At 69.1% G+C, this 12,432-nt stretch carries 8 protein-coding genes and 3 pseudogenes; 4 read left to right on the forward strand and 7 right to left on the reverse strand.

Translation table 11 applies throughout. The features are described from left to right. Positions 1 to 16: 16 nt before the first annotated feature. The gene (locus tag ACNPQM_RS23180) at positions 17 to 916 is read right to left on the reverse strand and encodes an endonuclease/exonuclease/phosphatase family protein (protein WP_418085564.1); all 900 of its coding nucleotides are present in this window, start codon (positions 914 to 916) and stop codon (positions 17 to 19) included. Between the two features lie 476 nt (positions 917 to 1,392). Here ACNPQM_RS23180 and ACNPQM_RS23185 point away from each other — a divergent pair, with 476 nt between their 5' ends. The 3 genes and pseudogenes from ACNPQM_RS23185 to ACNPQM_RS23195 all read left to right on the forward strand — a co-directional run. After that, positions 1,393 to 2,061 carry a macro domain-containing protein gene (locus ACNPQM_RS23185; protein ID WP_418085565.1) on the forward strand — a complete coding sequence of 223 codons (669 nt, stop codon included), beginning with the start codon at positions 1,393 to 1,395 and terminating at the stop codon, positions 2,059 to 2,061. 124 nt (positions 2,062 to 2,185) lie between these two features. Beyond that, positions 2,186 to 3,850, forward strand: coding sequence for an ADP-ribosyltransferase domain-containing protein (locus ACNPQM_RS23190; RefSeq protein ID WP_418085566.1), 1,665 nt, complete (start codon positions 2,186 to 2,188; stop codon positions 3,848 to 3,850). A 403-nt stretch (positions 3,851 to 4,253) separates the two neighbouring features. After that, positions 4,254 to 4,490 (forward strand): annotated as a pseudogene (locus ACNPQM_RS23195) (ATP-binding protein); the annotation flags it as partial. A gap of 39 nt (positions 4,491 to 4,529) precedes the next feature. Here the strand turns inward: ACNPQM_RS23195 and ACNPQM_RS23200 are convergent. Further along, positions 4,530 to 4,748: pseudogene (locus ACNPQM_RS23200) on the reverse strand (IS701 family transposase); the annotation flags it as partial. 77 nt (positions 4,749 to 4,825) lie between these two features. Between ACNPQM_RS23200 and ACNPQM_RS23205 the strand changes: the two are divergent. Continuing rightward, positions 4,826 to 5,260: pseudogene (locus ACNPQM_RS23205) on the forward strand (DinB family protein); the annotation flags it as partial. 9 nt (positions 5,261 to 5,269) lie between these two features. On the opposite strand, the gene ACNPQM_RS23210 reads toward ACNPQM_RS23205, so the two are convergent. The 5 genes from ACNPQM_RS23210 to ACNPQM_RS23230 form a co-directional block, all read right to left on the reverse strand. Beyond that, the gene (locus tag ACNPQM_RS23210) at positions 5,270 to 7,063 is read right to left on the reverse strand and encodes an IS200/IS605 family accessory protein TnpB-related protein (protein WP_418085567.1); all 1,794 of its coding nucleotides are present in this window, start codon (positions 7,061 to 7,063) and stop codon (positions 5,270 to 5,272) included. A gap of 51 nt (positions 7,064 to 7,114) precedes the next feature. Continuing rightward, a complete protein-coding gene (locus ACNPQM_RS23215) occupies positions 7,115 to 7,300 on the reverse strand; it encodes a hypothetical protein (RefSeq protein WP_418085601.1) in 186 nt (61 codons plus the stop codon). 89 nt (positions 7,301 to 7,389) lie between these two features. After that, positions 7,390 to 9,423: a DNA topoisomerase (ATP-hydrolyzing) subunit B gene (gyrB, locus tag ACNPQM_RS23220; RefSeq protein WP_418085568.1), complete on the reverse strand. Its 2,034-nt coding sequence runs from the start codon at positions 9,421 to 9,423 to the stop codon at positions 7,390 to 7,392. 425 nt (positions 9,424 to 9,848) lie between these two features. Then, positions 9,849 to 10,559, reverse strand: coding sequence for a hypothetical protein (locus tag ACNPQM_RS23225; protein WP_418085569.1), 711 nt, complete (start codon positions 10,557 to 10,559; stop codon positions 9,849 to 9,851). A gap of 27 nt (positions 10,560 to 10,586) precedes the next feature. Continuing rightward, a complete protein-coding gene (locus ACNPQM_RS23230) occupies positions 10,587 to 12,164 on the reverse strand; it encodes a methyltransferase (protein WP_418085570.1) in 1,578 nt (525 codons plus the stop codon). Positions 12,165 to 12,432: the final 268 nt, after the last annotated feature.

Here is a 12,432-nt window from a genome sequence, read left to right on the forward strand (position 1 = left end):
CATGGAGATTACTGCTTCAGCCCAGTGTGATCCGGGCGGTCACCGGCAGGTGGTCGCTGCCGGTGGGTGACAGGGTGCGGATGTGACCGACGGTCGCCGAGCGGGCCATGACCTGGTCGATCCGGGCCACGGGGAAGGCGGCGGGGAAGCTGAAGGCGAAGCCCCGCTCCGCTGTGTTCATCCGGGAGGTCAGCGGGGCCAGCCCACGGTCGTCGACGGTGCCGTTGAGATCGCCGAGCAGGAAGACCGTTTTGAGTTTCTCGGCGGCGATGGCCTTGCCCAGCAGGTTGGCGCTCTCGTCCCGCCGTGAGGAGGCGAGGCCGCTCGCCCGGACACGGACCGAGGGCAGATGCGCGACGTACACCGCGATATCGCCGTGCGGCGTGTGGGCCACGGTGCGCAGCCCGCGACTCCAGGTCTCCGCGATCTGCTGAGGTTTTATGTCCACCAGCCGGGCACCGGTCAGCGGATGCTTGGACCAGAGTCCGACGGTGCCCCGAACGACGTGGTACGGGTAGTTCACGGCGAGGGTCTGCGCGTACATCGCCAGCGCCGGGGGCTCGAGCTCCTCCAGCGCGATGAGATCGGGCTCGGCGCCGACCAGGGCGCGGGCCGTACCCACCGGGTCGGTGTTCTCGTCACTGACGTTGTGCTGCACCACGACCAGGTCGTGCGGGCCGTGCTCCGTCCCGAGCAGCCCGCCGAAGAGGTGGGTCCAGGCCGCCACCGGCAGCAGCAGCGCCACCAGCGCGGTTGCTGAACGGCGCAGCAAGGCCAGGACGAGCAGCACCACGACCGCCAGGCCGAGCCACGGAAGGAAGGCTTCCAGCAGACTGCCCAGGCGGCCCACGGAGTTGGGCACCGCCCGGTGGAAGACCATGAGCCCGGCCGTCAGCACCGCGAGCACGGCGGGCACCCGCCCCCGTCGCCAGGCCGACCGGCGCCACGGGTCCCGTTTCGTGCTCCCGCCCGCACCCCACGGCCCAAATCGGCGTCGCGTCCACCGGGCCACTGCTGCCTCTCCGTCCACCATGGCCTCCCATCTGCTTGATCTTGCTGCCCAAGACGGGTCACCAGGTGAATTCGGTTCCGGCAGCCCCGCTCCCGCCGCACCGTGGTACGCCGCGGCCGCCGCCTGATTCAGCATGTCCTGGCCGTTTCCGTTCTCGGGCGCCGCTGACGGACAAGGCCCTCTGCACGGAGATGGTCGAGCAGGTCGGCAAGGAGCCGAGAAACCGCCTTCCGGCCAGCCGCCAAATCGAACCGCAGCTGCTCGGAGCAGACGGCGTGATCCCCTGCTCCCCTGCTCGAACAGCCTTGTCGAACGGCGCTGTCAGTGGCGCGCGGTAGCTTCGGGATTGTTCGAGATCACGGAGCGATAGGGGTGAATTCGTGGGTGTCAGGCATGCGTTGAGCGTCGTCCTGGTCGACGTCAACGACGAGGTGGTGTCGGCCTGGCGGTCCGCGTTCGCGGACACGCCGGAAGTCGAGATCAGGCGGGGTTCCCTTCTCGATGTGGACGCCGACGCCTGGGTCTCCCCCACCAACGAGCGTGGCCGGATGGACGGTGGGGTTGACGCCGTCGTCAAGCGGTACCTCGGTGCGGGCATCCAGGTGCGGGTGCAGCGGGCGATCCGCGACCGGTTCGGCGGACGGCTGCCGGTGGGCAGCGCGGTGTGCGTCCCGTCCGGGGCGGACGTACCTCGGTACCTGATCTCGACGCCCACCATGCGCCAGTCGTCGCAGAACGTCAGCGACACGATGAACGTGGCTCTGGCCTGCGCGGCCGCCTTCCAGGCGGTGCACCTGCAGAACCGGGCGAAGCCAGGCAGCATCCGGTCGGTGGCCCTCGTCGGGATGGGAGCGCAGACCGGGCAGGTGCCTGCGAAGGTGTGCGCCAACCTGATGTGGACGGGTTACACCCTCTTCCACGACCACGGTTTCGCGGACTACGACGAGTTGCGGGCCGCCGTACTGGGGCAGCTCGACGACATCGAGGGAGCGGGGTCCGCACGGCGGGTCCGGATCAACGTGCCGCAGCGGCCTTCCTTTCGTCACTGACCCGAAGACCTCGCAGGCCGGTGCCGCCCAGGGCGCGGACACCGGCGACGACCCTGCCGCATCTGTTCAGCGTGCCGGGGCGCCCGTGGAGGCGTCCGGTTCGAGTATCGGGAGTTCCACCCTCGTGAGTGATGTCGACGTGACGGCCGCGGGCGATGCCGGTTCCCCGGCCGGGGAACCGCTGGGACTGGCCGACCTGTTCACCGGTGGCGGCGAGCCGTGGCTGCCGCTGCTCGGACCGGTGATCGAGGCACAGCCGGGAGCCGCCGACTTCATCGGCCCGAAGCGCAGCCCAGAGGTCGTTCCGGTGCGCGAGCTGACGTTCCAGGCGTTGAAGCCGCATCCGCCGGAGAAGTGGAAGGTGGTCGTCTTCGGACAGAACCCCTATCCGCGGGCGGAGAGCGCGACCGGCATCGCGATGTTCGACAACACCTTCAACGACTGGAAGGACAGCCAGTTCGGCCGGGTCGTCAGCATCCGCTGCCTCATCAAGGCGGCCGCGATGTGGAAGTACGGGATCGTCAAGAAGACCCCGATCGCCGACGTCCGCGCCCTGCTGAAGAAGGAGGACACGGTTCAGCCGCCCGGGTGGTTCCAGGCGATGCTCACCCAGGGTGTGCTGCTGCTGAACGCGTCCCTCACGGCGAGCGCGGACGGGGCGATGGCGACCGATCGGCACACGTCGTTCTGGCGCCCCGTGGCCGAGCAGATCGTCGAGGAGATCCTCCGGGCGAAGCAGGACGCGGTGGAGGAGGACGACCGGGGGGTGGTATTCGCCTGGTGGGGCGCGCACGCCCGGAGTCTGAAGAAGGTCGTCCAGCGGCTGGAGAAGAAGTACCCGGGGGTGCAGGTCCGTCACCTGGATCACGCCAATCCGGCCGCGCAGGGGGATCTGTTCTGCGAGGGCGACCACTTCGCCCAGGTAAACGATGCCCTGGCGGCGGTGGGGGCCGAGCCGGTCGACTGGCTGCCACGGAAGGGCTGGGACCAGGGGACGGGCGGGGCCGGCGGGCCGGAGGACGGTGGTGTCGCGCAGCGGATGGGGGCGTTCATCGCGTCCACGATGGAGTTGCACCAGCTGTATCTGGAGCGGCTCACCAGTGTCAAGGACGAGGGCCTCTTCCTGCCGCCCGTCACGGGGGTGTTCGACACGCCGCTGATGGACTTCAGGAAGGCCGTCGAGCCGGTCTCGCGGGTGCTCGCGCACCTGGATCGGCATATCGATCTGTCGAGCCGTTTCGGGGAGACGAAGGCCGTGGAGGCGGCATCCGCGGGCGTGCTGTCCGGGGAGGCCCTGGGCGCCTTGTCGGCCGACGCGATCTCGGCCCTCTACCTATACACGTGCGAGTCGGGCTTCTACCGCGAGATCAACGCCGTGCTGCGCTCGCCGGACCGCGAGCGCGTGGTGCCGTACCTGCCGTACCTGCGGTTGCTGTTCTCGGCGATGGAGGCGTTGCCGGCGCAGACGCGGCCGCTGTGGCGTGGTGTGGCGCTGGATCTGCGGTCCCAGTACCCGCTGGGGCGGACGGTGACGTGGTGGGGCGTGTCGTCGTGCACGTCCGAGCTGGGTGTGGCCCGCGCGTTCCTGGGCGGGCGTGGCCGGCGGACGCTGTTCGAGGTGACGCCCGCGCGGGCGGTGGGGATCCGGCGGTTCTCCGCGTTCACGGGTGAGGAGGAGTACATCCTCGCGCCGGGGACGCAGCTGAAGGTGACGGAGGTGAAGGCCGAGCGTGGGGGTCTGTGTACCGTGCGGCTGACCGAGCTGGAGGGGGCCGGCCTGGTGTCGTGACGTCCCCGGGCCGGACATACGAGCACCCCAGGGCGGCCTGAGCCGCGCCGTGGCAGAGGACTGGAAAAGCCGTACCTCGACTTTCGCTCTGACCTGGACGGAGCTCGAAGTACTGCGCAACGGATGACCATCTCCCGGGGGTTGTTCGGGTCCCGCCCCTGGCTCTGCCCGACGCTGACCAGCCACCTGAGCTTCACCACCGCCGGTTCAGCGGCGGCCGAAGGGCCACCAGCTCCGACGTGTCCGGCGGAGGGGCGGGACGGCCGGTCGTGGTGACAGAGGCGGGCATGCCGGGGGCTTCGGCTCGGCGGGTGGCGTCGTATCCGGTAGGGCCGAACCGGGCGGGGGCGTCGGCGTCGGCGGACCGGGGGATGGCTCGATCGACGGTGCCGCCGGCGCCGCGGACCGCAGGGGCGCTGAGCTGCTGTTTCAGGTTCTTACCGAGCGCGAGGAGAAGAACAGCGTCGCTATCGCTTCGAACGAAAGTTTCAGCGGATGGACGAAGACCTTCACCGATCCGCGACTCTGCGCGGCCATCGTCGACCGGCTGGCCTGCAACGGCGCCATCATCCAGACCGGCACCGACTCATACCGCCTCGCCCACACCAAAGCCCAGGCCGAACGCGCCGACGCGAGCTGACGCTGCGTTCAGAACACGTTCCGTCAGTCCCTTTGAGCCCTCGGTGCGGTTCAGGAGGTGCTGCATCCCGTCCGGGGTCGCCTCTCCGGCCCACTCAGCGGTGGTCCAGCAGTTCTTGCGGGGCAGATCCGGGAGCAGGCCGAGCACCAACCGCCGTATCCGGCGGCGGGGTTCAACCCGGCTGAATCGGCCCGCGATCCGGTCCATCAGGCCCTCGAATGCCTCCTGCCAGCGGGCAGGGTCTACCCTGTGACCCACGGCCGCCGAATGATCGTTTGCCTTCACAGACCGATGATCAACGGTGGCCGTACCTGTCGGTGAACCAGGAGCAGCCAATGACCTCGCCCGGCCCCGTCACCCGCGACCTGCTCGAAACCTTTGACGACGTACGTTCCAGAACCTTCGCCCGCCTTGACGGCCTCACCGACGCCGAATACCTCTGGGAACCCGTCGCCTCGTGCATGACACTCCGGGCGGATGGGGACGGTGTGTTCCGTGCCGACCCGCGGCCCACAGGCGATGCCCGACCGGCGCCGTTCACGACGATCGCCTGGCGTATCTGGCACATCGGGGCCGACTGCATGCGCGGCTACGGCCGCTTCTTCGAGGACGAATCCCAGAGCGGCGACCGGCATCTGTGGCCGGGCACAGCGACCGAGGGCGTCCAGATGCTGGCCAACGACTGGTCCCGCTTCCGGACCCGGGTCGAGTCCCTCGGCGATGACCGCCTCCTCCAGCCCATGGGCTCCCGCGCTGGCGTTTACGGTCACGAGAGCTACCTACTGCTGGCCCTCCACGCCTTGGACGAAGCCGCTCACCACGGTGCCGAACTCGGCGTCCTTCGCGATCTTTACCTTCACGGCTTCACCGCAGAGCAACGGACGCACGGCGACGTAGCCAGCACGGCACCGTGACTCCTGCCACCGTTCCTGACCAGTGTGCGTGAGTGAATCCTGGACCCACTGCTGCGTACTGGGCGCATCCCGAACGGTGTTGGATGCGCTGGGTTCCCGCTTTCGCGTCCCGCTCGGTGACGGCCCTCCAGGGGGCCGGTCCGTTGCGGGTGGGCGGGTTCCCTCACGCCCCCGGGCGCCTGGTCCGGCCTGGACGGTCCGATGCCCCGCACGATCACTCCGGTCGTGCGGGGGCGGTGCCGTCCTTCCCCAAGCTCTCAACTCCGTTCGAGCAGGGGATACCCCATCCCGGACCGGGTGCCCGAGAGCGCGTCGTCCGATCGCGATGCCGGCGGCATCGTGACGGGACATGGTGCGGCGGGGAGTGACCAGCGGTTTCTGCCAGTGCTGCGCACCCCACATGCTGGTGTAGGCGGGATCGACCGCGACAATGCTCAGGCCCTGTTCGGCGGCCATCGATACCAGCCGGGCCTTGAGTTTCCCGGTCGGGATGCCGGAGATGAGCTGCCGGAACCGTTTCCTGCGGCCGTGCTTCTCCCGGGTCTTCTCCGTGGTGAAATCGAGGTCTTCGATACCGATCGCGGCGACACCGACACGCACCGCCCAGTTGATCAGGCGGGTCAGCACGTGGCGGATCTGTGCATCGCGGTGACCGGCCGAACCGGACAGGTCGTAGAAGAACCGCCGGGGCCCGCCGACGGGGTTGCCGTGCCGGTCGAGCCGGTAGGCGGCGAAGTGATCGGCATTGGTATCGACACCGATCACGCCCCGGGCGCGGGCGGCCTCCAACGGGATGGTCTTCACGACGGGGCGCTGCCACGAGGCCGTGAGATACCAGCGACCCCGCCCCGTATCGAGGTGGATGCGATAGGCCACAGCGCGGTTTGCGGCGATGCGGTCGGCCCACTCCACGCCCCGGTGCGCGAAGCCGATGCGGGGGGTGAGGATGTACCGGCCGTGCGGGGCGTTGGCCAGGTGCGCGAGCGGGGCAGGCAGCTTGATGCTGACCTCGCCGTCCGGGGTGACGCGGATCGTCTCGTTCCCGAACCGCTTCCCCGACTCACCATCCGCCCCGATGAACCAGCGCTCCGCCTCCCACCGTTGCCGCCACTGGCCTTCGGTGAGCTGGGCCTGGGCGAGGTGGTGCCGGGTGTTCAGGAGACGTCTGCCACCCCGCACCACCCGCACCCGCCCGGCCTGCCACTCCGCGACAGCAGCAGCATGCCGATCTTCCAGCATCGCGAGACGGCGGGACTTGCAAAACCACTCGCTCTTCGACCGGTAGCCACCCACCGCCCGCTTCGTTCCGGGCGCACCGATCGGGAGGGACAGGCGGTGCCGCAGCATGTTGATCCCGGCTGCCAGCTTCTGGATATGCGCCGCCTGGCAACGGCGTGCGAGCGCCCACTGATCATGCGTGGCCTTGGTGATCGCACCCGCGATCCGCGACGACGACTCCTTCGTCAGGTCCCGCTTACGCGCCGCCCACGTGTCCGCACTGTGCTCCAGACCGTCCGCACAGCGAGCCTTGAGATCACGGGAGGCCAACGCACCCTGATGCTCACCGACCGCACACAGCACCCTCTCGTCCTGGAAAGTGAGGTGCCCCAGACGGTCCCGGACCGCCACCCCGCAAGGCCCGGGCACCACGAAGGACACGGCCAACCCCCGCACACCACCACGCACTTCAGCTCAGCAACCGACAGCAGCTCACAACCCTCCTGACGCACAGCCAAGCAGCAAGATCATCAGGCCGCGGCTGTCGCTGGATCCGATGTACATGCCGGGGCGCTTGCGTACGGCCTCCAGTCCCTCGAGCACCATCAGGTGCCGCGCGGTGTAGTCGGAGCGGTCCTGCGGGCAGCTGCCAGCGGCCGGGACGGGGAATGTGCTCACGCAGTGGTCTCCTGGGCAACAGAAGGTAGTAGCGGGGCTTCGGGGCGGGCATCCCGAGGTGCGGGAGGCCAGTGCCCAGGTGCCCAGGGTCAGATGTCGAGGAAGCGGACGTCCTTGGCGTTGCGCTGGATGAAGTGGCGGCGGGCTTCGACGTCCTCGCCCATCAGGACGGAGAAGAGGTCGTCGGCGACGGCTGCGTCGTCGAGGGTGACCTGGCCCAGGACCCGGTGGTCAGGGTCCATGGTGGTGACGCGCAGTTCCTCGGCGTTCATCTCGCCCAGACCCTTGAAGCGCTGGATGGAGTCGTCCTTGATCCGGCGGCCGTCCTGCCGGCCCCGTTCGAGGAGCGTGTTGCGTTCGCGGTCGGAGTAGGCGTATTCGACGTGGTCCCGGTTCCACTTGATCTTGTACAGCGGGGGGCGGGAGAGATAGACGTGGCCCTCCTCGATCAGTGGGCGCATGAAGCGGAACAGGAAGGTCAGCAGCAGGGTGTTGATGTGCTGGCCGTCGACGTCGGCGTCCGCCATCAGGATGATCTTGTGGTAGCGGAGCTTGGCGATGTCGAAGTCCTCGTGCACGCCCGTGCCGAACGCGGAGACGATCGCCTGGATCTCCTGGTTGTGCAGGATTTTGTCGATCCGGGCCTTCTCCACGTTGAGGATCTTGCCGCGGATCGGGAGGATCGCCTGGTACTGCGGGTTGCGGCCGGATTTGGCCGAACCGCCGGCGGAGTCTCCTTCGACGATGAAGATCTCCGACATTGCCGGGTCGTTCGACTGACAGTCGGACAGCTTGCCCGGCAGCGCCGCCGTTTCCAGCAGGCCCTTGCGGCGGGTCAGGTCGCGCGCCTTGCGGGCCGCGGCTCGGACCGTGGCCGCCTGGAAGGCCTTGCGCACGATGTCCGCGGCCTCGTTCGGATTGCGGTCGAACCAGTCGGTCAGGTGCTCGTGGACGACCTTCTGCACGAAGGTGCGCGCCTCGGTGTTGCCGAGTTTGGTCTTGGTCTGGCCTTCGAACTGCGGCTCGCCGAGCTTGACCGAGATGATCGCGGTCAGGCCCTCGCGGATGTCCTCGCCGGAGAGGTTGGCGTCCTTTTCCCGCAGCAACTTCTTCTCCCGCGCGTAGCGGTTGACCACGGTGGTCAGGGCCGTGCGGAAGCCCTCCTCGTGGGTGCCGCCCTCATGGGTGTGAATGGCGTTGGCGTAGGAGTACACGCTGTCGGCGTACTGGCCATTCCACTGCAGGGCGACCTCTGCCGACAGCAGCCGTTCCATGTCCTCGGCGGCAATAGTGATGACCGAGGGATGGACCGGCTCGCCCTTGCGGGCATTGAGGTAGGCGACGAAGTCGGTGATGCCGCCGTCGTAGCGGTAGGAGACCGTCTTCGCTGCCGGGTCCGAGTCGGCTTCGTCGGCCGCGGCCGTCGCGAGCGCGGAGGGCCGTTCGTCGGTCAGGGTCAGGGTGAGCCCGCGGTTGAGGAAGGCCATCTCCTGAAAACGTCTGGCCAGCGTCTCGAAGGAGTATTCAGTGGTCTCGAAGATGCTGCCGTCTGCCCAGAACGTCAGCGAGGTGCCTGTCCGGGAGGTGGCCTCGTGGCGGCCCAGTGGGGCGGTGGGGGCACCGTTCCTGTAGTCCTGTGTCCACCGGTGGCCGTCGGTCCAGATCTCCGCCGACAGCCGGGTCGACAGCGCGTTGACCACCGACAGACCCACACCGTGCAGACCGCCGGAGACCGCATACCCGCCGCCCCCGAACTTCCCGCCCGCGTGCAGCACGGTCAGCACCACTTCGACGGCCGGCCGCTTCTCCACCGGGTGCATCCCCACCGGAATGCCGCGGCCGTTGTCGACCACCCGCACGCCACCGTCGGCCAGGATCGTCACGTCGATCCGGTCGGCCACCCCCGCAAGTGCCTCGTCCACGGAGTTGTCCACGAGCTCCTGCACCAGGTGATGGAGCCCCCGCTCTCCCGTGGAGCCGATGTACATCCCGGGCCGCTTGCGCACGGCGTCCAGGCCGTCCAGAACAGTGATCGCGTTGGCGTCATACGAGGCCGCCCCTACATGGCCAGGCTGCTGGGATCCGGGGGTGTCGGTGACGGTGCGAGTGTCGTAAGTGGTCACAGAGGCTCTCTTTCGGGCATGGCAGACCGCACTCCCGCACCACGGTGCGAGAGCGGCCGGACAGCTGACGGAGACAGGGCACGGCAGCCCAGACAGGGCCCCGAATCTCACCGAGCTCGGGGCCATTGACTGCCGGAACACTGTTCAGGATACCCAAGATGCCCCTTATTGACGGGGCGAGAACACCTCCATGCGTCACCGTGCGGCCCTTACTCCACCCAGACCAATCCCCCCTGCGTTGACCCATTGAAAATGCGACAGAGAGCCATTCAGGGGCTTCTTTGGCGCCTCGCTGCGTAGGGCCCAGGCACTCTTTCTTTCGTGACCCTCCGCGGTCACCAGTCGCGCTGCGTCAGGCCGCCGGCCCCCGGTCTCCCGTCAGGTCCGACGTTGGCGATCTTGATGACAGTTGTCCCCCTTATCTGTCAACGAGAGTCTTCAGTTGCAGCGAGCAGGGCCTGCGCCCCGTCGGGAACACGACCCGGCCACTGGAACACGAGCCTCGCGGAGGGCTTGTCGAGCACATCACCGGTCGGCAGCTGCTCGTCGGGTGTTCCGGCCGGGTGGACGGTCATCGGCGGGTAGCCGCTCTCGCGCACCTTCTGGTCCCAGGTCCGCACGCACTCGGCGAAGCGCTCCGCCAGCTCGTCGGCGGCCGGGCCGTAGGAGTGGATGAAGAACTCGGTCAGGCGGTCGGCCGGATCCGAGGCGTCCTTGACCTTGCGGTAGGTCAGGTAGGCGAGGGAGCCGTCCGCCACCATCGCGGCCGCGTCCTGCTGCGTCACCAGCGTGGACCCCTGCGGGGCGGCCAGGCGGCAGAACCTCGGCAGCGTGGTCGCGGCATAGACCTGCAAGGTCTCGAAATTGAAAACGCCTCGGACGACGAGGCTGGTGGTGACCTCGTGCCGGGGCCCGCGCAGCGCCTCCTCGAGCCCGGTGGTTTCGCCAGGAGCACCGTCTTCCCACCGCACGGTGACCTCACCGTCGACCAGAGGGACTGCGGGAGCGGTGCGGGCGGCGGCGCCGCGGTCCCGCACGAAGCCGCAGTACGTCCAGTGCATGGTGTGCAGCACGTCACCGCGGCGGACCAGGGTGAGGGAGCGGGTGAAGCCGCCCATCTCCAGCGGCACCACCAACCTTGCCCCCTCGGCGAGTTGCTCCCGTCAGGACGGGGCGATGTCCGACGCATTGTGGGTGATCATCACCCCCTCGAACCCCCGAGCGGGGACGTGGCCGGGTGCTCCCAGACCACCATCGCCGAGGACGACAGCCACCCGGCCGCTGCCGGCTTCCGCACACAGCCGCTGCGTGCGGTGCACCACGTAGGGGTCGACGTCCACGGTCACCACGCGCCCGCGCGGTCCGAGGACGTGCGCCAGGAGCTCCGCGTTGTACCCGCCGGATCCGACCTCCAGCACGGTCATCCCCGGCTCCAGCCGGAGTTGCTCGATCATGTTGGCCTGGAGCCAGGCTGCCGAGACGGAGCTGAGCGCGGTCTCGGCGGAATCCCGGACCGTCACCACGGCGAGGTCGTCCTGGTAGGCCGTTTCCAGCGGGGCCTCGGGAACGAACCGGTGCCGGGGGACCTCGCGCAGTGCGGCCTGGACTCGCGTGGAGGGAGCCCAGCCCTTCTCGATCACGATGTTCGCCATCCGCTCGCGCAGCAGCGCGGCCTCGGCCGGCTCCCCGGGCACCGGCGGGACGGCGGTGGAGCAGGTGTAGGAGTGGATGGGCGGCAGACCCGGCAGTACCCCGGGCCACACCGCGGTGAGGGCCTGGGTACTGGGCGCGAAGATCTTCCCGAGGGTGTCCAGGGTGTGCAGGTCGTGCCACTCCCAGCGCACGAAGCGGTGCGGCTCGGGCAGACCGAGTTCACCGCTCCAGGTGGTGACGCGGACCACGGCGGTGATGCGGCGCACGTCGAGGCGGTCGTCGTGGAGCACGGTGATGACGTGAGCATCCTCCACACGCGCCGTCAGGCCGGTCTCCTCCGCCAACTCCCGCACCGCGGCCGCCGGTGCGGCTTCGCCTGTCTCGATGCGTCCTGCCGGCAGCTCCCACATGCCTCGGGTCGAGCGGCCCAGCAGGACCCGGCCGAACGCGTCGGTGACCACCACTGCGGCACCGAAGACGGCCTGCGGCTCGGGCCGCAGTTTCTCCTCCGCATTGAACGACGTGGCCGGCCCGCGCAAGGCCAGCACCGCCAGACCCTGCGTGTCGAACCACTCAACATGATCGAACCCGTCGGTGAGCGCCGCCAGTTCGTTCTCGTCCACCGCGATATGGCGCCGCTCTTCCGCGGTGTGTTCCACGACCGGCGTGATGACAACGAGCACCCCGCCCTCGCGCAGCCGCGCGGTCAGACGGCGCAGGACGCGGGCACGATCGCGGATGAACGCGATGGACAGCCGCAGCACGACCAGGTCGTAACCGTCCTCGGCGAGGTCGGCCAGGTCGTCGTGCTCCACGTCCAGGCATTGCCAGCGCACGCCCTCCACTCCGGCGTGCTCCGCGCGGGCCCGCTCCAGCGCGCCCTCGGCGACGTCCACGCCGTCGACGGTGTACCCGAGGGAGGCGAGGTGGACGGCCGTCTCGCCGGTTCCGCAGCCGGCGTCGAGCGCGCGGCCGTCCTCGGGCGCCGGGGCGTGCTCGACGAGCAGGCCCTTCTCCTCGTCCCCGAGCCGCCGGAAGCCTCGCCCACCGGTGTAGTGCTCGGACCAGTCGGTCCGGGTGATTCCCACAGCTCGCTCCTCGTTCGTGAAAGGCGGGGTGGTGCGGTCAGGGCAGTTCGACGGGGCCGTAGTGGGCGGCCGGCTGCTTGGTCTGCAGCGCGCAACAGCGGTCGTCGTACGACCATTGCCGCCACTCGGTCACGTAGTTGATCAACCCGGCGGCGGACAGCGCGCCGCCCAACGGGACCCGGTTCGTGCGGGCCCGGTCGCCGAGTCCGGGCGATCCGGTGTAGCAGGCGCCCTTGGCGCCGGCGTCAGCCGAGGCGCTAACTCATCC

The organism is Streptomyces sp. NPDC056231, assembly GCF_048270745.1.
Classification (GTDB): domain Bacteria; phylum Actinomycetota; class Actinomycetes; order Streptomycetales; family Streptomycetaceae; genus Streptomyces.